21 protein-coding genes are annotated in these 25,292 nt (G+C 62.9%); 8 read left to right on the top strand and 13 right to left on the bottom strand.

What is annotated here, in order from left to right:
* Positions 1-293: 293 nt before the first annotated feature.
* From INHI_RS0100110 to INHI_RS0100125, 4 genes are all read right to left on the bottom strand, one after another.
* Positions 294-1,145: an ABC transporter permease gene (locus INHI_RS0100110; protein ID WP_036766701.1), complete on the bottom strand. Its 852-nt coding sequence runs from the start codon at positions 1,143-1,145 to the stop codon at positions 294-296.
* Complete coding sequence (locus INHI_RS0100115; protein ID WP_027246276.1) at positions 1,138-1,905, bottom strand: ABC transporter ATP-binding protein; 768 nt, start codon at positions 1,903-1,905, stop codon at positions 1,138-1,140. Before INHI_RS0100115 ends, INHI_RS0100110 begins: the two co-directional genes overlap by 8 nt.
* Positions 1,906-1,956: 51 nt before the next feature.
* Entirely contained in the window at positions 1,957-2,976 is a 1,020-nt protein-coding gene (locus INHI_RS0100120; protein ID WP_027246277.1) for an ABC transporter substrate-binding protein, read from the bottom strand.
* An 83-nt stretch (positions 2,977-3,059) separates the two neighbouring features.
* A complete protein-coding gene (locus tag INHI_RS0100125) occupies positions 3,060-3,740 on the bottom strand; it encodes a GntR family transcriptional regulator (RefSeq protein WP_014875726.1) in 681 nt (226 codons plus the stop codon).
* Positions 3,741-3,931: 191 nt separating this feature from the next.
* On the opposite strand from INHI_RS0100125, the gene INHI_RS0100130 reads away from it, so the two are divergent.
* Both INHI_RS0100130 and INHI_RS0100135 read left to right on the top strand, forming a co-directional pair.
* A complete protein-coding gene (locus INHI_RS0100130) occupies positions 3,932-5,065 on the top strand; it encodes a metallophosphoesterase family protein (protein WP_027246278.1) in 1,134 nt (377 codons plus the stop codon).
* A complete protein-coding gene (locus INHI_RS0100135; RefSeq protein ID WP_027246279.1) occupies positions 5,062-7,692 on the top strand; it encodes an AAA family ATPase in 2,631 nt (876 codons plus the stop codon). The genes INHI_RS0100130 and INHI_RS0100135 overlap by 4 nt, the downstream gene beginning before the upstream one ends.
* A gap of 13 nt (positions 7,693-7,705) precedes the next feature.
* Here INHI_RS0100135 and INHI_RS0100140 read toward each other — a convergent pair whose 3' ends face one another.
* Entirely contained in the window at positions 7,706-8,191 is a 486-nt protein-coding gene (locus INHI_RS0100140; protein ID WP_371816088.1) for an SH3 domain-containing protein, read from the bottom strand.
* Between the two features lie 272 nt (positions 8,192-8,463).
* On the opposite strand from INHI_RS0100140, the gene INHI_RS0100145 reads away from it, so the two are divergent.
* From INHI_RS0100145 to INHI_RS0100160, 4 genes are all read left to right on the top strand, one after another.
* Positions 8,464-9,450 carry a 2-hydroxyacid dehydrogenase gene (locus INHI_RS0100145; protein WP_027246281.1) on the top strand — a complete coding sequence of 329 codons (987 nt, stop codon included), beginning with the start codon at positions 8,464-8,466 and terminating at the stop codon, positions 9,448-9,450.
* A 240-nt stretch (positions 9,451-9,690) separates the two neighbouring features.
* Entirely contained in the window at positions 9,691-11,493 is a 1,803-nt protein-coding gene (gene ggt, locus INHI_RS0100150) for a gamma-glutamyltransferase (protein ID WP_027246282.1), read from the top strand.
* Positions 11,494-11,634: 141 nt separating this feature from the next.
* Positions 11,635-13,038, top strand: a complete 1,404-nt coding sequence (locus INHI_RS0100155; RefSeq protein ID WP_027246283.1) for an FAD-binding oxidoreductase — start codon at positions 11,635-11,637, stop codon at positions 13,036-13,038.
* Between the two features lie 643 nt (positions 13,039-13,681).
* Complete coding sequence (locus INHI_RS0100160) at positions 13,682-16,192, top strand: GcvT family protein (protein ID WP_027246284.1); 2,511 nt, start codon at positions 13,682-13,684, stop codon at positions 16,190-16,192.
* 132 nt (positions 16,193-16,324) lie between these two features.
* On the opposite strand, the gene INHI_RS20105 is transcribed toward INHI_RS0100160, so the two are convergent.
* Positions 16,325-17,512: a diaminopropionate ammonia-lyase gene (locus INHI_RS20105; RefSeq protein ID WP_051338913.1), complete on the bottom strand. Its 1,188-nt coding sequence runs from the start codon at positions 17,510-17,512 to the stop codon at positions 16,325-16,327.
* A 101-nt stretch (positions 17,513-17,613) separates the two neighbouring features.
* On the opposite strand from INHI_RS20105, the gene INHI_RS0100170 reads away from it, so the two are divergent.
* Positions 17,614-18,093: an Lrp/AsnC family transcriptional regulator gene (locus INHI_RS0100170; RefSeq protein WP_027246285.1), complete on the top strand. Its 480-nt coding sequence runs from the start codon at positions 17,614-17,616 to the stop codon at positions 18,091-18,093.
* 50 nt (positions 18,094-18,143) lie between these two features.
* Here the strand turns inward: INHI_RS0100170 and INHI_RS0100175 are convergent, their stop codons facing one another.
* From INHI_RS0100175 to INHI_RS0100185, 3 genes are read right to left on the bottom strand one after another with little or no spacing between them, the layout of a single operon-like run.
* Positions 18,144-18,824 (bottom strand): DUF938 domain-containing protein, encoded by a 681-nt coding sequence (locus INHI_RS0100175; RefSeq protein WP_027246286.1) that lies wholly within the window; start codon positions 18,822-18,824, stop codon positions 18,144-18,146.
* A complete protein-coding gene (locus INHI_RS0100180) occupies positions 18,824-19,936 on the bottom strand; it encodes an NAD(P)/FAD-dependent oxidoreductase (RefSeq protein WP_036766702.1) in 1,113 nt (370 codons plus the stop codon). The genes INHI_RS0100175 and INHI_RS0100180 overlap by 1 nt, the downstream gene beginning before the upstream one ends.
* Positions 19,933-20,886 (bottom strand): aldo/keto reductase, encoded by a 954-nt coding sequence (locus tag INHI_RS0100185; RefSeq protein ID WP_027246288.1) that lies wholly within the window; start codon positions 20,884-20,886, stop codon positions 19,933-19,935. The genes INHI_RS0100180 and INHI_RS0100185 overlap by 4 nt, the downstream gene beginning before the upstream one ends.
* Positions 20,887-21,027: 141 nt before the next feature.
* On the opposite strand from INHI_RS0100185, the gene INHI_RS0100190 reads away from it, so the two are divergent.
* Complete coding sequence (locus tag INHI_RS0100190) at positions 21,028-21,639, top strand: CDP-alcohol phosphatidyltransferase family protein (RefSeq protein WP_027246289.1); 612 nt, start codon at positions 21,028-21,030, stop codon at positions 21,637-21,639.
* Positions 21,640-21,811: 172 nt separating this feature from the next.
* On the opposite strand, the gene INHI_RS0100195 is transcribed toward INHI_RS0100190, so the two are convergent.
* From INHI_RS0100195 to INHI_RS0100210, 4 genes are all read right to left on the bottom strand, one after another.
* Entirely contained in the window at positions 21,812-22,888 is a 1,077-nt protein-coding gene (locus INHI_RS0100195) for a BMP family ABC transporter substrate-binding protein (protein ID WP_027246290.1), read from the bottom strand.
* A 72-nt stretch (positions 22,889-22,960) separates the two neighbouring features.
* Positions 22,961-23,881, bottom strand: a complete 921-nt coding sequence (locus INHI_RS0100200) for an ABC transporter permease (protein ID WP_014875712.1) — start codon at positions 23,879-23,881, stop codon at positions 22,961-22,963.
* A gap of 1 nt (position 23,882) precedes the next feature.
* Positions 23,883-24,197, bottom strand: coding sequence for a DUF2834 domain-containing protein (locus INHI_RS0100205; protein ID WP_027246291.1), 315 nt, complete (start codon positions 24,195-24,197; stop codon positions 23,883-23,885).
* Positions 24,197-25,279, bottom strand: a complete 1,083-nt coding sequence (locus INHI_RS0100210) for an ABC transporter permease (RefSeq protein ID WP_027246292.1) — start codon at positions 25,277-25,279, stop codon at positions 24,197-24,199. Before INHI_RS0100210 ends, INHI_RS0100205 begins: the two co-directional genes overlap by 1 nt.
* Positions 25,280-25,292 lie beyond the last annotated feature (13 nt).

The raw sequence follows: 25,292 nt of genomic DNA on the forward strand, positions 1-25,292 counted from the left end.
TTTTTCAGCGATATCGGAAACTTGGGTGAGCGATTGACGCTGCACCGGATGGACGGGGTGCTGCGGTCCAGCTTGGACGCGGGGGCGGTCATTCTGTGTCAGATCTGCTCTGACAGACCGGCAGCCCGCACGGACAACAGCCATTCATATGGCTCCCCGTGTAAATCAGGTCGCGCGCAGGTGCAATTGCCGGCATGGGCTTTGTAGGGCGCAGATTGCCGCGCTTTTGAGATTATTGGGGTGATATGCCGCCAATATGGGCAATTTGTCCCGTATTGGCGACTCGCACATCGCTAGCCGCGCCAGCGCAGCAGGCGGCGTTCTACCAGCCCGATCAGGCTGCTGACGAGCACGCCCAGCACCGACAGGACGGCGACACCAGCAAACAGCCGTTCCAGATCATAGAGCGACCCGGCCTCCAGAATATACGCACCAATCCCATGCTCTGCCCCCAGCATTTCAGCCGCCACCAGCAGGATAATGGCAATGGCCAGACTGATGCGCAGCCCCGACAGGATACCGGGCATCGCCCCCGGCAGCACGATCTTGCGCACAATCGACAGCCACGACAGATTAAAACTCTGCCCCATGCGGATCAGGGTCCGGTCCACATTGTCCACCGCGCCATAGGTGGCGACCACCGTGGGGGTAAAGGTGCCAAAGGCGATTAGAGCGTATTTCGAGGCTTCGTCGATGCCGAACCAGATCACAAACAAAGGCAACAGCGCGATTTTCGGGATCGGAAACAGTGCCGCCACCAAGGGCACCAGCCCGGCACGCACATAGGAAAACAGCCCGATCATCAGCCCGACGCCAATGCCGACGCTGGCCCCCAAGGCCGCGCCCACAACCAATCGCGACAGCGAGACGCTGACATGGGTCCACAGCAGGCCCGATGCATAAAGCTCCCGCAACGTCGCCAGCACATCGCTGGGGCGCGGCAGGGTCAGATTGGAAATCCAGCCCTGACGGGTGCCCAGTTCTGCCAACGCCAGCAACAGGACAAACACCAGCGCCCCAACCCAGCGGGCCCCGCGTGGTGCAAAGCCGCCGCCGCGAAACTGGACCGGGCGTACGGGCGCATGTGGCTGGGGCGTCTGCGTGCTGGGGGCAGGCTGCACTGTGGCCATTCGGGTGTCAGACATTCATCAGCTCCGCATCTGCCGCCCGCGCCTCGTCACGCATCAGCTGCCACAGGTATTTCTGTTTCTGTTCCAGATCGGCATCGCCGAACGCACGTTCGGCCAGCGGTGTGTCCAGATGCACGATCTCGCGGATCTGACCGGGGCGGCGGGACAGTACCACGATGGCATGGCCCAGACGCACCGCTTCGGCCAGATTATGGGTCACATAGACGGCGGTGAAGGGCGTGCGTGTCCACAGCGCCACCAGATCATCCATCAGCAATTCACGCGTCTGGCTGTCCAGCGCCGACAGCGGCTCATCCATCAGCATCACTGCCGGGTTCACCGCCAATGCCCGCGCAATCGCCACCCGCTGCTTCATGCCGCCGGACAGTTGTTTGGGCAGCGCCCCGGCAAAATCGCTCAACTTGGTGCGCGCCAGAACATCGTCGATGATCCGTGCGGCGGCCGCGCCGCGAATGCCGTGGTCCTCCAGCACGAGACTGATATTGCCCCGGACCGTGCGCCAGGGCAGCAAAGCAAAATCCTGAAACACATAAGTCAGCGGATTAAGGCTGCTCTCGGGCGGCTGCCCCACCTGCAGGACCTCGCCTTGGGTGGGGCGTTCCAACCCGCCGATGAACCGCAAGAGGGTGGATTTGCCACACCCCGAGGGACCGACGATACAGACAATCTTGCCGCTGGGTATATCCAGTGTGATGTCGCGTAGTACGGCGACATTGTCATAGGCATGACCCACCTCAGACAGGCGAATATCCATGATGTTGCTCCGCAAGAGGATGTGCCGGGGCAGGGCGCCCCGGCACAAAGGTCAGCCGATGGTGTCGACGTAGCTGGGATCCACCACGGTATCGAGCGTGATATCGCTGCCAACCAAACCCTCGGACTGGAACCAGGCCAGCTGGTCCGCCAGCGAGGCGGTATTCAGCGCCGCCCCTTCGTTCAGCCGCATGGTGCCATTGATGATCGACTTGGCGGCTTTCTCGCGGGGGCGATCTGCGTAGACATATTTGTGGATCAGATCGACCATCTGATCGACGCCTGCATCACCGCTGGCCCGGTCGATCATGGTGGCGTTGTAATCCGCTACACCGCGGCTGTAGGCGCTCAGGAAATCGCTGGTCATCTGCTGTTCCCCGCTGGCGTTGCTGGCCGAGGTGAACACCGTCGTCACCTGATAGTCGGGCAGATAGTCCGCCACATCGCCAATGATATGCACGGCGCCCGATCCCGCCAGCGGCTTGGCGATATGGGGCACGATCGACCAAGCATCAATCTGCCCTGATTTCAGCGCGCCGATGATCGCACCGACCTTTTGCAGCGGCTTGAAGGACAGTGACACACCTTCCTTCTGCGCTATCCGCGAGCCCATGTAGTGGAACGACGATCCCGCCGTGGTCATGCCAAAGCTCTTACCGTCCAGCGCCGCAGGGCTGGTGATGCCCGCCTGATAGGCCGCGTCTGAGACCAGGATCTTCTGTCCGTCAATGCCCGGCTCCTCCGACAAGGCACCGCCGATTACCTTGATCGCGCCCTTGTCCGCGAGCGAGATCAGCCCGCCCGACATTGCGGTGACGGCATAGTCGACGTCGCCCGACGCAATCGCCACCGACATCGGCGCCGCCGCCTGGAAAAACCGCAGTTCCACATCCAGCCCTGCATCGGCGAAATAGCCACGCTCCTGCGCAATGAAGCTCGCCGAATGGCTGGTAAAGCGCAGCGCCCCCAGCACGATCTTGCGCTTGCTCGCCAGTGCCGGTGTTGCCAGCCCCGCAACGGCGCCCGCACTGCCAAGAGCCGCAAGCGCGCGGCGGCGTGTCCAATGGGTCATGTCTTATTCCTCCCTCTTCGTGATTGTCGTGCCGGACCAATCCGGGCACCAATGTTTGCTGTTCCCACGTGGCGCGGGCAGGGTCAGACGCCCCTCGTGCCGGTCATCATGTCACCCGTCACATAGGTCTCCAGCGCCGCCACGGCGGCATTTGTGTTGCGCGCCAGAACCGCCTCCACCAGCGCCTGTTGTTGCTGTGCGCGGGCGGTAAAATCCAGCCGCCCCTCCCGCAGAAGTGCCAGCCGGAACCGGCGCGATTGGTCATAGAATTTCAGCTGCATATCCGACAGCCGGGGCGATTGCGCGGCCTCCACCAGCACCGCAGCAAAGCTCCGACAGGCCATGTCCCAGTCCAGCGCCAGCGCATCATTGGCCTCTTTCAGCAGTGCCTCTTCTGTGCGGCGCAGCGCATGATGGGCGGCCAGAACCCGGCCCTCCCACTGTACATCGCTGCGCTGCAGCCCCAGCCGCAGGCCCAGCCGCTCCACCTCCAGCCGCATGAACAGAATGTCCCGCAGATCGTCCTCAGTTGCGGAGGTCACGCGAAAGCCGCGCTGGGCGGTGGCCTCCACTAACCCTTCGGCGCTGAGCATCCGCAGGGTTTCGCGCATGGAGTGGTTGGAGCCGCCATAGGTCTGGCGCAGTGCCTCGATTTTCAGCTTCTGATCAGGGCGCAGCACACCAAAGGAGATGTCTCGCCGCAGCGCTGCGGCCAGCACAGCGACAACCGTATCTTCCTCCGAGCGTGCGCGCCGACCAAACATGCTTTGATCCCTATTTTGAAAAATATCCAATATTTTTGCCGCGTCAGTCACACTCTGTCAATGGTTTCACCCCGCCCCTCATACGCGTAGCTGCGATGCTTGCGCGGAGACGGCGTTGACGCCCCGGCGCGGCTCTGTCACTTCTGCATTCCACCCAGCTCTCTCTACCGCTTCAAAGGACCTTGCCCCGCATGACCAGTCTGCGCCTGCTGCACACCTCTGATCTGCATCTGGGCAAGCGGTTTGGCCAATTCGATGAGGAAACCCGCGCCGCGCTGCAACAGGCCCGGCAGGGGATCCTGCCCCGATTGACTGCAACCGCCACGGCAGAAGGGGCGGCGCATGTGCTGATTGCGGGAGATCTCTTTGACACCGAAACTCCATCGGCGCGGGTAATCCGGCAGGCGCTGGCCGCGATGGCGGCAGCGGATCCGGTGCAATGGTGGATCATCCCCGGCAACCACGACAGCGGTGCAGCAGAGCCGCTCTGGGCAGAAATGGAGCGCCACGCGCCGGAGAATGTGCACCTGCTGATGCAGCCCACGCCGGTTGAGATCGCCCCCGGTGCCACGCTGCTGCCCACCCCCTGTGAACGCCGTTTTGCCGGGCAGGATCGCACCACCTGGATGGACAGCGTCGAGACGCCGGAAGGGCATCTGCGCATCGGCCTGGCCCATGGTGCCGTGCTGGATTTCGACCGCGATCAAAACGGGGCAGAGACCATCGCCACCACCCGCGCCAGCAGTGCCCGGCTGGATTATCTGGCACTGGGCGACTGGCATGGCGATTTCACCCTGAACGCCCACAGCCGCTACCCCGGCACGCCGGAGCGGGATCGCTTCAAACATCCGGGGCGCGGCAGTTGTCTTCTGGTGGATCTGCCGGGAGTGGGCCAGCCACCACAGCTGCGCCAGATTGAGGTGGGACAGTACCACTGGCAGGATCTCGCGCTTGATCTGGCGCCGGGGCAGGATATCGGTGCCCTCATCAGGGAGGCGCTGCCGGGTGATCCGCAGGACTGGCCCAACTGTCTGATCCGCATCCGCGCACGGGGCTGGGTCACCGCAGATCAGCACATGCAGCTGTTGCGCTTTATTGAAGAGCAGGCTCCGGCGTTTTGCCATCTCAGCCTTGATGAGGAGGGGGTGCGGATCGAACATCGGACCGAGGATCTGGACCAGATTTCCACCTCTGGCGCGCTGCGTGTCGCTGCTGAGGCGTTGATGGCCGAGAGTCAGAACAGCGCCCTCGCCGAGGAGGCCCGCGATGTAGCCGCTGCTGCGCTGAATCGGCTCTATGCTGCCGTGCGGGAGGGCGCGGAATGAAGCTCACCTCCATTCGCCTGACCAATGTACGCCGCTTTGTCGACCCGGTGGAAATCACCGGTATCGGCCCCGGTCTTAACCTGCTGAGCGCGCCAAATGAGCAGGGTAAATCCACCATCTTTGACGCTCTGCACGCGCTGTTCTTCAAGGACGCGAAATCCTGGGACAAAGAGGTGCGCGCGCTGGCACCTCATGCGGGTGGCGACCCTGAGGTCGAGGTCGAGCTGACCCATCAGGACAGCCATTTTCGCATCGCCAAAAGCTTTACCAAATCAGCAGGCAAAGGCACCGCGCGCATTTGGCGCGAGGGGACGCTCCTGCATCAGGCCGATGCCGCCGAGGCCTGGCTGCGCGATCTTATCGCCCCGCCAAAGGATGGTCCGGTGGGGATGCTCTGGCTGCGGCAGGGGCTGACCGATTTCGCCGATGCCAAGGACACGCTGGAGGCGCGGCGCGACCTGATGTCGTCCCTCAGTGGCGAGGTGGAGGCTGTGACCGGCGGGCAGCAGATGGAACGCCTGCGCCGCCGCCTGCGCAGCGATCTCGACCGCTTGGTCACCAGCCGTGGCGCCCGCAAGGGCGGCCCGCTCGCCGAGGTAGAAGCCCGCGTGGCCGCGCTCTCTGAGCGGCGCGATGCGCTGACCGGGCAGGTCGCCGACCTGCGCCAACTGCTGGACCAGCGGCAACTCTTGCGCCGCGAACAGGCGGAGCTTGCCGCGCCGCAGGAAACTGCCGCCCGCCAGTCCCGGTTAAGGCATGCCGAAACCGCGCTGGCCGCCGCCGAACGTCACCGCGAGAAATGCGAGCAGGCCCGTCGCGCGCTTGATCTCGCCGTGTTGCAGCGTGACGGGCAGGCAGCCCGGATCGAAACACAGACCGCCCGCCTTGCCGATCACGCCCGCGCCACCACAGCCCTGATGCAGGCAGCAGAGCGGCGTGACGGGGCCGCAGATCAGGCCGCGGAGGCGGCCCAGCAGCTGAAACAGGCCGAAGCGACGGCTGCGCAGGCCCGCGACAGCGTCGCCCGGGCACGGAAATCCGTGGCGGCGGCCCTGCATGCGCAAGCCGCAGAACAGGCGCAGCTGCGTCGCACGGAGCTGGGCGAGCGTCTGGCACAGTTTGATGCGCGCCAGACCGAACTGGCCAAAGATCGCCAGCAGGCCGGGCAGGGCGTCGATGCGGATGCGCTCGCCCAATTGGAGGATCTGGCGCAGGCCGTCACTCTGGCGCAGCACGCCCGCGCCGCCTCTGCGGCGGCCCTCAGCGTCCGGTATCTGCCGGGCCGCACCGCAACGCTGCGCCTCAACGGTGAGAATTTCGAGGAGGGGGACGAGATTGCGTTGCCGGATGGCGGTGAGCTTGAGGTTCCGGGCCTTGCCACGGTCACGCTGCATCCTGCGCGCAGTGATGCCGCCGGGGCTGTATCCGAGGCCGAAACCGCGCTGGCAACGGCCCTTGGACAGCTGGATTTTGAGACCTTGGCACAGGCCCGTGCCGCCCATCAGGCGCGCCTTGCCGCCACCGCCCGGCTGAAGGAAGGCGAAGCCACCCAGCGCGCACTTGCCCCCGAGGGGCGCGAGGCTCTGGTGTCAGCGATCGCGGCCCTGCCCGGTGGCGCTGACCCGCAGCAGGAGCCGGAGATCACCGCCACCTGCGACCCGCTGCCGGATCGCACCACCCTGGAGGCGGCACTGGCGGAGGCGGAGGCCGTTCAGACGCGCGCGGAGGCCAATCTCGCCAAAGCGCGCACCGAGGAGGGCGCCGTCCAGCAATCCGCACATGGCGCCCTTGCCGAGGCAAAAGCGGCGGAGGCCGATCTTGACCGCGCCACGCAGGCCCTTGGCGAGACGGAGATCGCCACAACAGAGCTGGCCGCCCTCAGGGCCGAGATGCCTGCCTTGGAGCAGACCGTCACTGACGCCCGCGCCGAAGATGCCCGGCTGACCGCTGCCGCCCCGGATCTGGAACAGGCCCGCGCCGCCTGTCAGCGGGCCCGCTCAGTGGTGGAGACCGCACAGAGCCGATTGCAGGATTTGGCGCGCGATCTGGCCGTCTTGGATGCGCGCATCAGCGCCCATGCCAGTCACGCGGTTGAGGAGGAGCTGGCGGAGGTAACAGACCAGCTGGCCGTCGCGGAGGCCCGGCAGCAGGCCCTGCATTTCGAAGTGGCCACCCTGCGCCGTCTTGATCAGGCGCTGGAGGCCGCGCAGGCGGGCGCTCAGGCGCAATATCTTGGGCCTCTGATGGCAGAGTTGACGCCGCTGTTGCGCAGGCTCTGGCCTGAGGCGCAGGTGCAGGTCGATGCCGACAGCGTGCTGCCCAGTCAGCTGGCGCGCGGCGCGGCAGAGGAACAGCTGACCCAGCTGTCAGGCGGCACGCAGGAGCAATTGGCGCTGATGGTGCGGCTGGCCTTTGCCCGGTTGCTGGCCAAATCCGGCAAGGGCATTCCAGTCATACTGGATGATGCGCTGGTCTATACTGATGATGCGCGCATCGAGGCGCTGTTTGATGCACTGACGCTACAGGCCAATGATCTGCAAATTCTGGTGTTTTCCTGCCGACAGAAGAGCTTTCGCGATCTTGGTGGCACCAGTCTGGCGATCCGGCCGGTGCAGGCGATTGCCTGATGCGGCGAGGGCGTTAGTCGCGCAGCTCGTCCGGGGCCACGCCCCAGAGTTTTTCCTTCGGCGCCCAGCCGCGATAGCCGCCGGCCGATATTGAACACCAGCTGACCTCGCATTTGCCCAATCGGGCCACCACGCCCAGCTCAAAGGCGGCCGTGACCGGCGCGCCGCTATCGGGGCGGGCGTGAACCGTCAGCATGTCTTCCTCGATCAGCACGGTTCGGGCACCGGACAGCAGCGCATAATGCACCCAGCCGCCCGCACCATCGCGGTCACGGACGCGGCGCCAATGGCCATATTCAGCGGTGATCTCCAGCGGCATGCCGCGCCGTTTGAACACCCAGTCGATCTTATGGGTGAGGGAGGGGCCACGGCGCACATTTCCCTCTGCGGCTTTCATCGACACAAAGCGGGGCAGGGGCAGATTGGTCACCGGACCACGCTCATCGCGCGCGGCACCCTCGACCGGGATGAGCGCCCCGGTCATTGCAATCATGATCATGGCGACCACGGCCAGCCGGGACCGCAGATAAGATGCCGAAATGTTCACTGCCTGCTCGCTTCTTTTTTGCTGCCTGTTACCTGCCTGACCAATCCGAAAGCGCTGCGTTTTTTTGCCGACCTGCCCCTGATCTGATGTCCGGGTGCGATGAGGTCTGAAAAAAGAAAGCCGCGTCAGATGGGCCGAGGCGCGGGATGGTTCTTGTGCCTGCCCGCGTCCTGCGCCACGATGCCATGAGGCCAGAGAGATTGCAAAGCCGAGGGAGAGCAGCAGTGGCAAGAGAACGTCTGAGTGTTGTCGTAACGCGACGGTTGCCGGAGCCGGTTGAAACCCGGTTGAGCGAATTGTTCGATGTGCGCTTGCGCGAGGACGACACGCCGATGAGCCGGGCCGAACTGGCGACCGCGCTGAAGGATGCCGACGTGCTGGTGCCGACGGTGACCGACACCATTGATGCCGCATTGCTGGCACAGGCCGGAGACCGGCTGAAACTGATCGCCAACTATGGCGCCGGGGTTGATCATATTGATGTGGCAACGGCGCGCCAGCGCGGCATTCTGGTGTCCAACACACCGGGCGTGCTGACCGATGACACCGCCGATATGGCGATGGCGCTGATCATGGCGGTGGTGCGCCGCATCCCAGAAGGCCTCGCCGTCATGCAAAAAGGTGACTGGCAGGGCTGGTCACCGACGGCGCTCTTGGGCGGGCGGCTTGCGGGGCGGCGTCTGGGCATTCTGGGCATGGGCAGTATCGGTCAGGCGTTGGCCAAACGCGCAGCGGCCTTTGGCATGCAGGTCCATTATCACAACCGCCGCCGCCTGCGCCCGGAGATCGAGCAGCGGTTTGAGGCCACCTATTGGGAAAGTCTTGATCAGATGGTGGCGCGGATGGATGTGCTGTCCATCAATTGCCCTTCCACGCCGTCGACCTTCCATCTGATGAACGCACGGCGCCTGAAATTGATGAAACCGGATGCGGTTATCGTGAACACCTCGCGCGGGGAAGTGATCGACGAGCACGCGCTGACACGGATGCTGCGCGCCAGTGAGATTGCCGGGGCGGGTCTTGATGTTTACGAGCATGGCACCGACATCAACCCGCGCCTGCGCGAGTTGGAAAACGTCGTGCTGCTGCCGCATATGGGCTCCGCCACCCTCGAAGGGCGTCTCGAGATGGGTGAAAAAGTTCTTTTGAATATCAAGACATTCGAGGACGGCCACCGGCCACCGGATCAGGTTGTCCCCTCCATGTTGTAGGAATTTCTACAAGGAGATTTGTCCATCTGGGGAGATTTATCTGGAATTATGCCCTGATTTTAGTCAGATTATTGGATCGTTGTTCCAATTTAACCTTTCTGTTCGGAATGTTATCCTTATGTCAATACGTCGCGGACGCACAGGCATCTGTGCGCCGGTGGCGATATCTCACCATTGCCGGGTTGCTCTGTGAAATGCCAGCATGCGCAGAAGATCACCATAGACGAGAGGAGAGGGACGATGAAACGAACACTGATTGCAGGGGTTTGGATCACGACGTTGGGCGCTGCCCTGCCGCTTATGGCGCAGGAAGCGGCAGATGCCGTCGCGCCAGAAGGTGCCGCCGAAACCGCAGATGCCGGGTTCTCGGCCATCAGCGCTGAGGTCGCTGCCGCCATCGGGGCCAAGGAAGAAGGCACCCCGGTCACGGCTGACAACTGGATGGTGGCCGCCGCCAACCCTCATGCGGTGGCAGCGGGGGCAGAGGTGCTGCGCGCAGGCGGGACCGCTGCGGATGCCATGGTGGCCGTGCAGACCGTTCTGGGACTGGTGGAGCCGCAGTCCTCAGGCCTTGGCGGCGGGGCATTTCTGGTCTGGTATGATGCGGCCACGGGCGAAGTGACCACACTGGATGGCCGCGAGACCGCGCCGCTGGCAGCCACGCCGACGCTGTTTCAGGACTACGCAGGTGAGCCGTTGAAATTCTACGATGCCGTGGTTGGTGGCCGCTCTGTCGGCACCCCCGGAACACCTGCCTTGCTAGAAGCTGCGCATCGGCGCTGGGGTCGCGCCGCCTGGCCCGGCCTGTTCACCGCAGCCATTGATCTGGCCGAAGATGGCTTTGCCGTCTCACCCCGGCTGGCCGGTCTGATCGAGAAAGACGCCGACCGCCTGTCGCGCTGGTCGGATACCGCCGATTACTTCCTGCCCGGTGGCACGCCGCTGGCGGTGGGCAGCATGCTGAAGAACCCCGCCTATGCCGATACCCTGCGCCGTCTCGCAGCGGAGGGCGCGCGCGGGTTCTATTCCGGCCCCGTGGCCGAGGCGATCACCAGCGCGGTGCGCGGCGCCGAGGGCAATCCCGGCGTTCTCTCAGCGATGGATCTGGCGCTTTATCAGGTGAAGGAACGTCCCGCCGTCTGCGTCACCTACCGCGCGTTCGAAGCCTGCGGCATGGGGCCACCTTCGTCCGGGGCGCTGACCGTGGGGCAGATCCTCGGCATGCTCGGCAATTACGATCTGGCGGAACTGGGCGCAGATAACCCCGATGCCTGGCGGTTGATCGGCGATGCCTCGCGGCTCGCCTTTGCCGACCGGGGGCGGTACATGGCCGATAGCGATTTCGTGCCGATGCCGACACAGGGGCTGGTGGCGCAGGACTACCTCGAAACGCGCGCCACACTGCTCAGCGGCGATGATGCCCTGCCGGAGGTGAACGCAGGCGCGCCGGAATTTGACCATGCGCTGCTGCTGGCCGATGACGAGTCGATTGAACTGCCCTCAACCTCGCATATCTCCGTCGTCGATCAATATGGCAATGTGCTGTCGATGACGACCACCATCGAAAACGGTTTTGGCTCGCGGCTGATGGCGGCCGGGTTTCTGCTCAACAACGAGCTCACGGATTTCTCCTTCCGCACTCATCGCGACGGGGTGCCGATTGCCAACCGGCTGGAGCCGGGCAAACGCCCCCGCTCCTCCATGGCGCCCACCATTGTGCTGAAGGATGGCGAGCCGGTGCTTGCCGTAGGCTCCCCCGGTGGCAGCCGCATCATCGGCTATGTCGCCAAGACGATCATCGCCTGGGCCGATTGGGGCATGGATGTGCAGCAGGCGGTGGCGCTGCCCCACGCAGTCAACCGCTTTGGCACCTATGATGTGGAGGCGGGCACCCGTGCCGAGGAGATGGCTCAGCCGCTCATCGATATGGGGTTTGAGGTCAATGCCCGCGACCTGACCTCTGGTCTGCATGTGATCGAAATCGGTGACGGGCTGAAAGGTGGCGCAGATCCGCGCCGCGAAGGCATCGCACTTGGCGAGTGACATCGCCGCCCGGCCACATCCGGCCGGGCGTCCGATACCCTACCGACTACTGGGTATTGCTGGACCTTTGCACCGCTGTGTAAGTTAACAGGTGAAGTGCCGGGCAATCGTCCGGCACACGCCTATTTGGGGGATAAGACCATGGTGCAGGCCACAGCATTGCCGCGCAATGAGACCGGTATCAACGCGGTGATTGACGTGTTGAAACAACGCTTTGGTGAGCAGCTGCAGACCGGGCAGGCGATCCGCGAGCAGCATGGCCACACCACCACATGGATCACCAATCAGCCACCGGATGCGGTGGTCTTTCCGACCTCCACCGATGAGGTCGCAGAGATCGTCAGGACCTGCGCCGACTACGGCGTCCCGGTGATCCCCTATGGCACTGGTACCTCGCTTGAAGGCCATGTCAACGCCCCCGCGGGCGGCATCTGCGTGGATATGATGCGGATGGACAAGATCCTTGCCGTCCATGCCGAAGACCTGGATGTGGTGGTGCAACCGGGGGTGACCCGCGAGCAGCTCAACACCTATCTGCGCGATCAGGGCCTGTTCTTCCCGATTGATCCCGGCGCCAATGCCTCGCTCGGCGGTATGGCCGCGACCCGCGCCTCAGGCACCAATGCGGTGCGCTATGGCACGATGAAGGACAATGTACTGGCGCTTGAGGCGGTGATGGCAGATGGCGGGGTGATCCGCACCGCCCAGCGGGCGAAAAAATCCTCGGCTGGCTATGACATGACCCGCCTTCTGGTCGGCAGCGAAGGCACGCTTGGTCTGATCACCGAACTGACCCTGCGGCTGCAGGGCATCCCGGAGGCGATCCGCTCAGCGCGCTGTGCCTTCCGCAGTGTGGATGACGCCTGCCGCGCGGTGATGATGACCATCCAATACGGCATCCCGGTGTCCCGGATCGAATTGCTGGACGAGATGAGCGTGCGCGCCGCCAATGCCTATTCCGGCCTCGACCTGCCGGAAATGCCGCTGTTGCTGCTGGAGTTCCACGGCTCAGAGGCGGGCGTGGTGGAACAGGCGGATACCTTCGCCCAGATCGCTGAGGAATTCGGCGGTTTTGATATCGCGGCGACCTCCACCGCTGAGGAGCGCAGCAAGCTTTGGCAGGCGCGCCACGATATGTATTGGGCCAGCCTGCAGCTGCGCCCCGGCGCCAGGGGGATCTCCACCGATGTCTGCGTGCCGATCTCCAAACTGGCCGAATGTGTCAGCGCCGCGCGCGCGAAAGCCGAAGAGATGGGCCTTCTTGCGCCGATGGTCGGCCATGTGGGCGATGGCAATTTCCACGCGCTGTTGCTGATCGACATGGACAGCGACGCGGAACGGGAAGCCGCAGATGTTTATGTCGGCTGGCTGAATGAGTTGGCGATCTCCATGGAGGGCACCTGCACCGGGGAACATGGTATCGGTCAGGGCAAACGCCCCTATCTGCAGCAGGAACTGGGCGAGACCACCCGCTATATGGCTGCGATCAAGGCGGCATTGGACCCTGAGAATATCCTCAACCCCGGCAAGATTCTGGAGATTTGAGGTCTGCCTGCCGACAGCACAGCGCGCCAGTCTGACGTCGGAATTTGAGTATTTAGAGAAAGGTGACAGGACGGACCTCGCTCTGTCACCTTTCCTGAAATACTCACGGCGCTGCCCTTGCAGGTGCAGAAGGCGGCCCGTTGCGAAGCTGCCGCACGCTGGGCTTACGTTTGCCCAATCTGAAGCTGTCATGATCTGAGCTGATCGCGATCACTGCCGGGACTGACATCCCCGGCACTTTGGAACAGGGCCCTTGGCAGGGGCACGCACAACCGACGTTCAGCGTGCGGGGCAGATGGCCCCGTCCCGCCTCCGCATCTGGCGGCGCCGCCACTTCTTATTGTTCGTTATTCTGGCCGTATTGCAGCACCGACCAAACGGCCGCAGCAGAGTATAAGAGAACGACACTCCGGCAGGGCAGTGCCCCGACCGGACCAAAGCCATGCGCATCGCGGCCTGTGCAAACCCAAGCGGTAAATCGGGGCCATGACCACGAAAACCGACAGAGGGCGGACAGAAACCTGCATTCAGGGCGACGCTAGGTCGGTTTTGTCATGTTTTGGGTCGGATGGATTTGGCGCAAAATCTGCAGGCGGGGCATAACTCCCTGCAAACGAGTCATCATTTTCCGGAGAGCGGGCCCATGAAAACCCAAGTCAAAGCATTGGTCGTCGGCGGTGGCGCTGTCGGCACCTCGATCGCCTATCACCTTGCCAAAGCAGGCTGGGACGACGTCATGCTGATTGAGCGTGACGAGCTGACCTCCGGTTCGACCTGGCACGCGGCGGGTCTCCTGCCGCTGTTCAACATGTCCTATGCGACCACCCATATCCACAAATACTCGGTCGATTTCTACAAGACCCTTGAGGAAGAAACCGGCCTGAACGCTGGGTTCGCCGTGGTGGGCAACCTGCGTATGGCCCAGACTCAGGATCGCATGGACGAATACATGCTCTATGCCTCCACCGCAGAAACCTGCGACGTGGACTATGAATGGCTGACCCCGGATCAGATCAAGGAACGCTGGCCGCTGATCGAGACCGGCGATCTGAAGGGCGCGATCTACCATACCGAAGACGGCTATATTAACCCGGCAGACGTGACCCAGGCGATGGCCAAGGGGGCCCGTCAGCGCGGCGTTGAGATCCACCGTAAGCTGCAGGCCGACGATTTCCACTGGAACGGCACCCACTGGGAAGTCACCTGCACCAAGATGATCGAGAAGGGCGGCAACCTGATCGAGAGCGACGAGAAAGTCGTGATCACCGCCGAACATGTTGTCACCGCCTCCGGCAACCACGCGCAGCGCACCGCCAAGATGCTGGGCATCAAGATGCCGGCGATCCCGGTCGAGCACACCTTCATTGTCATGGACAAGGACCCCGAGCTGGTCAAATGGCGCGAAGCAGGCAACCCTGAGCACCCGGTGATCCGCGACGCCGACAATGAATCCTATGCCCGCGAGGAGCGTGGTGGCTGGATCCTTGGCATCTATGAGCACGGCGCGCCTGCGCGCTTTGAGCATGGCGTGCCCGACAGCTTCCGGGCGGACCTGTTCCCACTGGATCTGGACCGGATTGCCGACCAGTATATGGCGATGGCAGAACGCGTGCCCTCCTGCGCCGAATCTGGCCTCAAGGACGATTTCAACGGCCCGATCTGCTACACCCCCGACGGCAACCCGCTGGTCGGCCCGGCACCGGGCCTGCGCAATATGTGGCTGGCAGAAGGCTTCTCCTTCGGCATCACCGCGGCTGGCGGCACCGGCTACTACCTGGCGCAGATGATGGTGGATGGCGAAGCCGAGATCGACATGGCGTCGCTCGACCCGAAACGCTACTCCTCCAACTGGATGACCACCGAGTTCGCGGCGCGCAAGAACGAAGAGTGCTATGAGCACGTCTACATTCTGCACCACCCGGACGAAGAGCGCCCGGCAGCCCGCCCGCTGCGTACAGCACCCGCGTTTGACCGCCAGAAGGCCCGCGGCGCACAGTTTGGCTGGGTCAACGGCTGGGAACGCCCGAACTATTTCGGCCCTGTCGATGCCCCCGACAACTTTGACCACGACGCTCGCTCCTTCCGCCGCGGCGGCTGGTGGCAGCATGCCGTGGATGAGGCCAAGGCCATCCGCGAAGGTGTTGGTCTGGTGGATGCCACCGCCTTCACCAAACATGTCGTCAAGGGCCCCGGTGCGACCCAGTTCCTCGACTGGTTCACCTGCAACAAGCTGCCGAAGGTTGGCCGCATCAACCTGACCTATGCGCTGACCGCATTTGGCACCACCCGCACCGAATACACCATCGTCCGCAATGGCGAGAACAACTACTATCTCGTCTCCGCCGGTGCATGGTCCGAGTATGACGCCGACTTCCTGCGCAAGGCCGCCGAGGACAAGATGGAAGAATTCGGCTACATCGAGATCCAGGATGTGACCACCCAATGGGGCGTCTTTGCCATCGCAGGCCCGAAATCCCGCGATGTGCTGAAAGAGGTGATCGTGGACGCCGACCCCGAAACCGCGCTGTCCAACAAGCGGTTCCCCTGGCTGTCGGCCCGTCAGATCGAACTGGGCATGTGCCCGGTCAATGCGATCCGCGTGGCCTATACAGGCGAGCTGGGCTGGGAGCTGCATCACCCGATCGAGATGCAGAACTACCTGTTCGACCTGCTGGAGAAAGCGGGCGAGAAGCACGGCATGAAGCTGGTCGGTGCGCGCGCCCAGAACTGGCTTCGTCAGGAGAAATCCTACCGCGCCTTCGGCAACGAGCTGGGCCGCGACGCGACCCCGCTTGAGGCCGACCTGCCGCGCTTTGTTGATCTGGAGAAAGACTTCCACGGCAAAGACAAGCTGGTTGAGACCGGCGTGCGCGTGAAATGCTGCACCCTGCTGATCGACGGGCCGGAAGATTCCGATCCTTGGGGCCATGAGGCGCTCTATGCTGAGGACGGCGTCACCCGCGTTGGCCGCCTGACCTCCGGTGGCTATTCGGTAGCCTTCGAGAAATCCATCGGCATGGGCTATGTGCAGCCCGACGTCGCGGTGGAAGGTACCAAGCTGAAGGTCAAGATGCAGGACAAGCTCTGGGAGGCGGTCGTCACCTGCGACAGCCCCTATGACCCGAAAAACGAAACCATCCGTCAAAACGGCTAAGGTCTGACGGAGCGTGGGTTTTCCAGAAAACCCACCGGATCAGAAATGAAGAAAGCCCCGGCCATAGTGCCGGGGCTTTCTTCGCGTCTAGCGGACCCAACAGCGCGATCCTGACAGGGCTGACAAACCTCGTCAGATACGCCTCTCCATGATGGCCTTGACCACAGTTGGATCGGTGACCCCTTCGGAGCCTATGATCACAACACGTGAGGCAGCATCCAGCTTCAGCTCATCGCGCAGGTCTTGATCCAGCGCAGCGCACATCAACCCGATAAGGCCGGCAACCGCGCTTTCGCCGGCGTTGATGCCAGGATCGCCGCATTCTCCGCCTGCGAGCAATCGGACGGCTGGGGCGACCAGGCTTTCGGGAATGGTCATGAAACTATGGACGGCCTCGCCCAGAACATCCCAGGCAATCTGCGAAGGCTCGCCGCAGGACAATCCTGCCATCAGCGTTTCCGAGGTGATCGCAACAGCGGTCGCCGCATCGGCCTTGCCGCTGGCAAACAGACAGGGCGCCAGTTCCGGCTCGACAATGATGCTGCGTGGAGCGGCATTACCCCATTCCTGATGGAAAACTGCAATCACCGATGCAGCCAGCCCGCCAACGCCGCCCTGAAGGAACACATGGGTTGGCGGTTCAGGCAGGTCTCTCACGATTTCCCGCGCCATCACACCGTAGCCGGCCATGACATCCAGCGGTGGCTGCCTATAACTGGGCCAAGAGGTGTCCGACACAATTTTCCAGCCGTGTTTCTCGGCATCAATACGGGTCTGCGCAACCGTTGCATCATAGTCGCCATCGACGCGAATAACCTCGGCTCCCAGCGCCTGCATCGCTTCGGCGCGAAAGGGGCTCACTTCGGCATGGATGTAAATTCGGCACGCCGCCCCAAACCGCTGCGCGCCCCAGGCCACCGACCGGCCGTGATTGCCATCGGTTGCCGAAATCACGGTGATCTCCGAAATCTGATCTGCGAAACTGCCGCTGTGCAGGTCTTCGATGGTGATGGCCCGGCCCGTGGTCTCTGACAGCTCGCGCTGAAGCACGCGCAGAACAGCATAGGCCCCACCCAAAGCTTTGAAGCTACCCAGACCGAACCTCGGTCCTTCGTTTTTGTAGTGGATCGCCTGAATGCCCAGCCTGTCCGCAAGGCTGGTCAAATTTGGCATCGGGGTCGGCTGGTAGCCGTCCCAGGTGCTGATTTCTCGGGCAGCCTCGTCAAACCCGCGACGAGGCAGAGCGTACCGGACCTTCGGCCCCAACCTTGGCCGGGTGGTAAAGACATCTGGTTTGGTGGTTCTGAATATGTCTAGCATAGCACGATCCTATTTTGTGGCCGTGCAAAAATATGTCGCTTACCATGGGTTTTGGCTTCGAAATGATGGACCGCTGTGCAAAAATTGCGCACAGATATGGCATGGGAAAAGAAAATTTATCACAGGGGCTGGATTCCTATGACCTGGCGATCTTGCGGATCCTGCAACAGGACTGCACCAAGCCACAGCGTCAGATCGGCGAGATCGTCAATCTGTCGACCGCATCGGTCCAGCGGCGTATCCGGCGCATGGAGGCGGATGGGGTGATTTCGACCCAGGCTGCCCAGATCGAGCCGAAAACGGTCGGCCTGCCGTTGACCATTCTGGTGGAGGTCGAACTGAGGGCCGAGACAGCGGGCCGGATCGACGATATCAAGCGCAGCTTCCAAGACGCTCCGGAAATCCAGCAATGCTACTATGTCACCGGCGAAGTGGATTTCGTCCTGGTGGTGATCGTTGGAGACATGTCGGAGTATGAAGCGTTGACGCAACGGCTGTTTTTTCCGAATGACAACATTCGTAAGTTCCGCACCTTTGTCACTATGGACCGCACCAAGTCGACGATGCAGCTGAATATCTGACCGGTGCCTGACTTGGCGCAGGGCCGATGCGGTTACTTATGCGCCAGCTCTCACCCGGATTGACGTCTGGCCACCAGCGCCAGATTGTTGGCGGGCATCTCGATGACCTCCGCCATCTCCAGACCGCTGGCCTGTAGCCAGTCCATCACCTCGAAATCATCCTTGTAACCCACCTCCGGGTCATGGCTGCTCAGTTTGGCATGAAAGGCGCGGTCGCCGTCGCTGATCAACTCACCTGCGCGCATGAACGGCCCGTAGATTACGAAACGACCGCCCGGTGCCAGATGATCGGCAGCTCCCCGGATCAGCGCTTTGGCTTCCGGCGTGCTGATCAGATGCAGCAGGTTGCACAGGATGACCAGATCAAACGCGGCCAGATCCTTGGGCCAGGGCCCTTCGGTGGCATCCAGCTGGCGGGCCGGGGCGATATTATTACAACCGCTGTCGGCGCTGTAGGCGTTGATGCTGGCCAATCGCGCCGGGTCCACGTCAGTGGGGTGCCACTCCAGTTGAGGGCAGCGACGGGCGAAGCCGACAATATGCTGGCCGGTGCCGCTGGCAATTTCCAGCGCGCGGGGGCGGGGGCCACCCGCACCGTCGGGTTGCGGGGCAATCTGGGCCAGTAGATCTGCGATCGGCTCCAGATTGCGCGCGGCTGAGGGGGCAAACAGCTTCTCGCCTGCCTCAGGCAACGCGACCGAGGCCTCTCCGGGGACAGTGCGAACAGCCATCAGCGCAACCGTCCGGGGCTGAGAGCGGCCAGCGTGGCTGCGTCGATTTCCGGGGTCTTACCGGTGATCAGATCGGCAATCACCCGCCCGGCAGCGGGGCTGGACTGCACACCGTAGCCACCCTGTCCCGCACACCAGACAAAGCTGGGCTGATCCGGATCGGGACCAAGAACGGGCACACCGTCAGCGACAAAGCTGCGCAGACCCGCCCAGTTGTGCTCAACGCGGGTCACGGGCGTTGTCACCATGTCCTCATAGCGGGCCAGCCCTTCGGCCAGCACCATATCGTCGGCATAGGCATCATGCGGCGCGACCGGATCGGCATCGGCGGGAGAGACGAGGAGCTTGCCCGCGTCCGGTTTTGCGTACCAGCATTCCCCCACGCCCATGATCATTGGCCAGGTGGTGACCTCGTGGCCACCGGGCGCGGGCAGCCGCGCCATGGAGCGGCGTTTGGGCTGCAGGCCGATCGGGGGGAGGCCCGCCAATGCGGCGATCTCATCGGCCCAGGCGCCAGCGGCATTGACGATATGGCGGCTGCGCAGGGTTTCGGTGGTCCTGCCAGTCCCCGTGCCCGTGGCGACATCAACCTCCCAAAGGTCATCCGCGGCGCCGTGGCGGATGGCGATCACCTGCGCATCGGTGCGGATCCTGCCACCGTGGCTGCGTGTGACCTTGGCGAAATCCTGCAACAGCCGGTCGGCATCCAGATCTTCGGCGGTGTCGTGATAGGCGGCAAAGCCCAGGGTGGCGGGGTTCAGAACCGGCACCATCTCCAGCGCCTGTTCCACGGTAATCTCTGTCAGTGACAGGGTGGCGCAGTCAGCGGCAAAGGCCTCAGCCTGATCAGGGCCCGCCACCAGCATCATGCCACGCGGGCTGAGATAGCCGTTGTCGCGATGATGGGTTTCGCTGGCCTGTGTCAGCACCTGCACCGGGGCGGGGCCGTAATGCGCCTCAAACATTGCCGCAGAGCGACCGGAGGAATGATAACCAAGTGCGCTTTCGCTCTCCAGAACGAGCGTGCTGCGCCGGGGGGCGAGGGCCGCAGCCGTGCTAAGGCCCGCAAGCCCGCCGCCAATGATCAGCACATCGGGGATCGGATCGCTCATGCCTGTTCCTCCAGTCGGTCGGTGGCTGGCGCCGGACGCGGCGACAGCGCAGAGATGCGATCATAGAGCGCGGGCGTCATTTCGATATCCAGCGCCGCCAGCGATGGGCGCAGTTGCGCAAGCGTGCGGGCAGAAATAATCGGCGTGACCTGCTGGCCATAGCCCGCCGCCCAGGCCACAGCGAGGCTGGCAGGTGCCACCCCAAGCTCGGCAGCAAGCCCGGACAGGGCGCTGGCGCTGTCCAGCATCCAGCGCTGGCCATAGCGTTCGCGGTAGCGGGGGTCTTCATCCAGCCGGCCCCGGCTGCCACCATCGGTCGGATCGGCGGCATATTTCCCGGTCAGCATTCCGCCGCCAAGTGGCGAATAGGGGGCAACGGCGATGTCCTGATCGGCGCACATCGGCAGGATCTCGACCTCGGCCTGACGTTTGATGAGCGAATACATCGGCTGCAGGATCGCCGGGCGCAGATCAAATTCCTGTCCGATCTGGATCGCCTTCATCACCTGCCAGGCGGCAAAGTTCGACAGGCCCAGATAGCGAAACTGTCCCGCCGCACGCAGCTCGGCCAGACAGGCAAGCGTATCGCGCAGGTCCGTCTCCGCATCGTAGCGGTGCAGGTAAAGGATATCGACCATATCCTGCCCCAGTCGCGTGCGCGACTGGTCGAGCTGGCGGCGGATATTCTCAGGGCCCGCACCGCCGGTATAAGCAACCTTGGTGGCGATCAGCAGGCTGTCGCGCTCATCCCGGATCAGCTGGCCGAGGATCTCCTCGCTGGCCCCATCGGTATAAACCCATGCGGTATCAAAATGGGTGATCCCTGCGGTGCGGCAGGCGTCATACATCGCAGCCGATTGCGCGGCATTGGCGCGGCCGCCAAACTGCATGGTGCCAAAGGCAAGGGCGCTGGCGGGGGTGCCGTCGAGGCTGATCAAATCGGTGTTCATGGGCCGCAGCGTGGCATGAGTTCGCCGCAACCAAAAGCGCAAAATGTCGGATATTGGCGCAAAGATATCTGCGAGAAATCCCGCATCCCGCCTATCATAATCGTGAGTGGCAAAGCCTCGGTGCGCGCGGTAGGGGAGAGTATGTTTGATTCAAAAATCCGCCCGCTGATTGATCCGGTGCTGAACGCGCAGGGGCAGGTGATCGCCCGCGCCGGCATCAGCGCCAATCAGGTGACGCTGCTGGGGCTGGCGCTGGGGCTGCTGTCGGCCGTGATGATCACCTGCGGCCTGTTTGCCCTGGCGCTGTTGCCGCTGTTGCTGTCACGGCTGGCCGATGGTCTGGACGGGGCGGTGGCGCGCGCCAGTGAGCCAAGTGATTTTGGTGGCTATCTCGATATCACCTGCGATTTCCTGTTCTACGGCGCGGTGCCGCTCGCCTTTGTGCTGGCGGACCCGCCGCAGAATGCGGTGGCGGGTGCGTTCCTGTTGATGACGTTCTATGTGAACGGCACCAGTTTTCTGGGCTACGCGGTTCTGGCGGAAAAGCACAAGATGAAGAGCGATGCGCGCGGGGTGAAGACGCTTTATTTCACCGGGGGCCTGTTGGAGGGGGCGGAGACCATCGGGTTCTTTGTTCTCCTGTGCCTGCTGCCGCAATGGTTTGCGCCGATGGCCTGGGTGTTTGGCGCGCTCTGTCTGGTGACTGCTGGATCACGGGTGCTGCTGGCACTGCGGGTGTTCCATCGCGGCTGAAGTGCCGAATTGCGTCCTGGGATTTTGAGTATTTTTGGAAAGGTGACAGGCGAAGGTCATGGGACCCGGCGAGGCTTGCCCTCGCAGATGCCACTGAAGGTCATTGTGAAAAAAGGCCCGCCGGATGAGGCGGGCCTTTCGTGTCATTCCATCGTTGAGAAGGCAGCGCCGCTTATTGCGGGATGTCGCCCTGAATGCCTTCGACGAAGAAGTTCATACCCGCAAGTGTGCCGTCATCAGCGGTTTCACCCTCTGCCAGCCAGTCGGAGCCGTCCTGTTTTTTGATCGGACCGGTGAACGCATGGTAGGAGCCATCAGCCAGCGATGCCTTGAGCGCCAGGGCTTCTTCCTTCACCGCTGCGGGAACCGCATCGGTGATCTCGCCGATTTTCACCATGCCGTCGCCGATACCGTGCCAGGTGTCGGTGCTGGCCCAGCTGCCATCCATCACGGCCTGGGTGCGGGCAATGTAGTAAGGCGCCCAGTCATCGATGATGGAGGAGACGCGCGGCTTGGGGCCGTATTCCGCCATATCCGAGGCCTGGCCAAAGGTGTAGACATTGCCAGCGGCCTGCGCGGCGGCTTGCGGCGCGGTGGAGTCGGTGTGCTGCAGGATCACATCGGCGCCCTGTTCGATCAGAACCTTGGCAGCGTCGGCTTCCTTCGCCGGGTCAAACCAAGTGAAAGCCCAGACGATTTTGAACTCCACATCGGGGTTCACTTTCTTGGCATGAAGATAGGCCGAGTTGATGCCGCGGATCACTTCGGGGATCGGATAGGAGCCGATGTAGCCGACGATATTGCTTTCGGTGAGATTGCCCGCGATGTGGCCCTGCACTGCGCGGCCTTCGTAGAAACGGGCCGAGTAGGTGGAGACATTGTCGGCGCGCTTGTAGCCGGTGGCGTGCTCGAACTTCACGTTCGGGAATTTCTTGGCGACGTTGATGGTCGGATCCATGTAGCCAAAGGAGGTGGTGAAGATCAGATCTGCGCCTTCCAGCGCCATCTGGGTCATCACGCGCTCGGCATCGGGGCCTTCTGCCACGTTTTCGACGTAGACGGTTTCGACCTTGTCGCCGAATTCCGCAACCACGGCCTTGCGGCCCTGATCATGTTCATAGGTCCAGCCACCATCACCCACCGGGCCAACATAGACAAATCCCACTTTGGTCTTGTCGTCTGCGGCCACGGCGCCGGTTGCCAGGCCAAGCGCCACTGCGGCGCTGGTCAGCAGTTTATTCAGTTTCATCTTTACGGACTCCCCGTTTTGGTTGTTGTGCCCAGGAGAGGACCCTGGACAGAGGTTCCGCCGCCCGCCAGATCAGCGGGAGGCGTGGAAATTGCGGCCAAGGGCGGCAGGTGCGCTGCTCTTGTCCGCGGAAAGAATAACAAGCACGACAATGGTGATCACGTAGGGCGACATTGCCAGATACTCGACCGGGATGGCAACGCCTGCGGCCTGCAGATTGAGCTGCACCACAGTGACCCCGCCGAAAAGATAGGCACCCAGCAGCGCGCGCCACGGCTTCCAGCTGGCAAAGACCACCAGCGCCAGCGCAATCCAGCCGACACCGGCGGTCATGCCCTCGGTCCATTGCGGCACCCGGATAAGGCTGATGTAGGCGCCGCCAACGCCCGCACAGGCACCGCCGAACAGGATCGCCATCAGGCGGATGCGGATCACCTTGTACCCCAGCGCATGGGCGGCGTCGTGGTTTTCACCCACCGCCCGCAGGATCAGCCCGGCACGGGAAAACTTCAGCAGCGCCCAGACAGCGGCGGTGAGCGCGATACCGAAATAGAGAATGATATCATGGCCAAAGAGGATCGGACCCACCACCGGCAGATCGCTCAAGACGGGGATATGGATGTCGCCCATTTGCGGCGGCTTCACCCCGACATAGGATTGCCCCATCAGCGCCGACAGCCCCAGACCAAACAGTGTCAGCGCCAGACCTGAGGCGACCTGATTGGCCTTTGCAAACTGGGTCAGGAAGCCGAACAGCACCGACAGCGCTGCCCCGGCAAAGGCGGCAGCAAAGAAGCCCAGCAGGGGGGAGCCGGTCTCAACCGCGGTGGCGAAACCGGCGATGGCGCCGGTGATCATCATGCCTTCGACGCCAAGGTTCAGAACGCCTGATTTTTCCACCACCAATTCGCCAATGGCAGCGATCAGGATGGGTGTGGCCGCCACCATCAGCGAGGCGATGAGCAGGACCGGGTTGATTGCAGAAAGATCCATATCAGGCGTTCCTCGTTTCACGCAGGGCAAAATAGAGCGGCAGTGCAAGGGAGAGGCCAACCGTGAAGGCCGCAGGCAGGGTCAGCCACCACAGGTCGACGCCTTCGCGTTTGGCGTCAAAGAAAGACCAGATCCAGAACATCGGAATCGACAGCAGGATATCCGTCGAAAACCCCGCAGCAGCCCCATTCTCAAACAGCGCGATGATGAACAAAACCGGCGACAGGCCGTTCTGGGCAAAGAATGACGCAAAGAACAGCCAGGGTAGGACGGTGCCCAATACCGCGAGGGTCCACCAGAATGCAGGCCTTGGCATCACGCCACCTCCCGCTTGCGCAGGGTGAGGCGGAAATTGGTGAGCAGGTCGAACGCCAGCAGGAAGAACAGCAGCATCCCCTGAAACACCTGGATCGCGGCGGAGGGCAGTCCCATGTTGGACTGCGCGATATCGCCGCCGATATATGTCAGCGCCATCAACCCGCCGGCCAGCAGAATACCCACCGGATGCAACCGGCCCAGAAAGGCGACGATAATGGCGGTAAACCCGTAGCCCACGTTGAAATCGATGGAGATCTGACCGGAGGGGCCAGAGACCTCAAACAGGCCTGCAAGGCCTGCCAGCGCGCCGGAGGTGCCAAGGCAGAACAGCACCAGACGGGTGGGGTTCACGCCTGCAAAACGGGCCGCGCGCGGGGCCTCACCGGTCAGGCGGATGTGATAGCCCAGCATATGCCGATTGAGCAGCACATAGGCAAAGATCACCGCAATCAGCGCCGCCACAACGCCCCAGTGCATGCCGGTGCCTGTGATCAGCTCGGCATTATGGGCGCTGTCCCAGGATTGCAGGTTGCGCGAGCCGGGAAACCCGAAGCCTTCGGGGTTTTTCAGCAATCCCAGCGAAACCGAGGCGAGAAACTGTTCGGCCACGTAGACCAGCATCAGCGAGACCAGGATTTCATTGGTGCCAAAGCGGGTCTTCAGCACTGCGGGGATCATCGCCCAGGCCCAGCCCCCCAGCGCGCCTGCCACCACCATCAGCGGAAAGATCAGGACCGAGTCCGAAGGGTAGAAGGCAAGGCCTGCGCCGGCGCCACAGATGGCGCCCATGATGTATTGGCCCTCGGCGCCGATGTTCCAGATGCCCGCGCGAAAGCCCAAGGACAGGCCGATGGCGATCAGCACGAGAGGCGCGCCCTTCACCAGCAGCTGCGGGCGATAGTAAAAGGCAAATTCGCCAAACAACGGGTCCCAGAAGATGGTGCGGATTGCCGCCACCGGATCTTTGCCGAGGGCCGCGAACAGCAGCCCGCCTGCAATCATGGTGGCCAGCACCGCCACCAGAGGCGTTGCCATCGACCAGACGCGCGATGGCTGTGGTCTCTTTTCTAGCCGGATCATTCCTATTGTCCCC

Source organism: Phaeobacter inhibens DSM 16374, from assembly GCF_000473105.1.
Lineage (GTDB): Bacteria > Pseudomonadota > Alphaproteobacteria > Rhodobacterales > Rhodobacteraceae > Phaeobacter > Phaeobacter inhibens.

Bases quoted from the DNA above. Each gene is read 5' to 3' on its own strand.
- INHI_RS0100110 (WP_036766701.1), bottom strand. From the start codon at position 1,145: ATGTCTGACACCCGAATGGCCACAGTGCAGCCTGCCCCCAGCACGCAG.
- INHI_RS0100115 (WP_027246276.1), bottom strand. From the start codon at position 1,905: ATGGATATTCGCCTGTCTGAGGTGGGTCATGCCTATGACAATGTCGCC.
- INHI_RS0100120 (WP_027246277.1), bottom strand. From the start codon at position 2,976: ATGACCCATTGGACACGCCGCCGCGCGCTTGCGGCTCTTGGCAGTGCG.
- INHI_RS0100125 (WP_014875726.1), bottom strand. From the start codon at position 3,740: ATGTTTGGTCGGCGCGCACGCTCGGAGGAAGATACGGTTGTCGCTGTG.
- INHI_RS0100130 (WP_027246278.1), top strand. From the start codon at position 3,932: ATGACCAGTCTGCGCCTGCTGCACACCTCTGATCTGCATCTGGGCAAG.
- INHI_RS0100135 (WP_027246279.1), top strand. From the start codon at position 5,062: ATGAAGCTCACCTCCATTCGCCTGACCAATGTACGCCGCTTTGTCGAC.
- INHI_RS0100140 (WP_371816088.1), bottom strand. From the start codon at position 8,191: ATGATCATGATTGCAATGACCGGGGCGCTCATCCCGGTCGAGGGTGCC.
- ggt (WP_027246282.1), top strand. From the start codon at position 9,691: ATGAAACGAACACTGATTGCAGGGGTTTGGATCACGACGTTGGGCGCT.
- INHI_RS0100155 (WP_027246283.1), top strand. From the start codon at position 11,635: ATGGTGCAGGCCACAGCATTGCCGCGCAATGAGACCGGTATCAACGCG.
- INHI_RS0100160 (WP_027246284.1), top strand. From the start codon at position 13,682: ATGAAAACCCAAGTCAAAGCATTGGTCGTCGGCGGTGGCGCTGTCGGC.
- INHI_RS20105 (WP_051338913.1), bottom strand. From the start codon at position 17,512: ATGCTAGACATATTCAGAACCACCAAACCAGATGTCTTTACCACCCGG.
- INHI_RS0100170 (WP_027246285.1), top strand. From the start codon at position 17,614: ATGGGAAAAGAAAATTTATCACAGGGGCTGGATTCCTATGACCTGGCG.
- INHI_RS0100175 (WP_027246286.1), bottom strand. From the start codon at position 18,824: ATGGCTGTTCGCACTGTCCCCGGAGAGGCCTCGGTCGCGTTGCCTGAG.
- INHI_RS0100180 (WP_036766702.1), bottom strand. From the start codon at position 19,936: ATGAGCGATCCGATCCCCGATGTGCTGATCATTGGCGGCGGGCTTGCG.
- INHI_RS0100185 (WP_027246288.1), bottom strand. From the start codon at position 20,886: ATGAACACCGATTTGATCAGCCTCGACGGCACCCCCGCCAGCGCCCTT.
- INHI_RS0100190 (WP_027246289.1), top strand. From the start codon at position 21,028: ATGTTTGATTCAAAAATCCGCCCGCTGATTGATCCGGTGCTGAACGCG.
- INHI_RS0100195 (WP_027246290.1), bottom strand. From the start codon at position 22,888: ATGAAACTGAATAAACTGCTGACCAGCGCCGCAGTGGCGCTTGGCCTG.
- INHI_RS0100200 (WP_014875712.1), bottom strand. From the start codon at position 23,881: ATGGATCTTTCTGCAATCAACCCGGTCCTGCTCATCGCCTCGCTGATG.
- INHI_RS0100205 (WP_027246291.1), bottom strand. From the start codon at position 24,197: ATGCCAAGGCCTGCATTCTGGTGGACCCTCGCGGTATTGGGCACCGTC.
- INHI_RS0100210 (WP_027246292.1), bottom strand. From the start codon at position 25,279: ATGATCCGGCTAGAAAAGAGACCACAGCCATCGCGCGTCTGGTCGATG.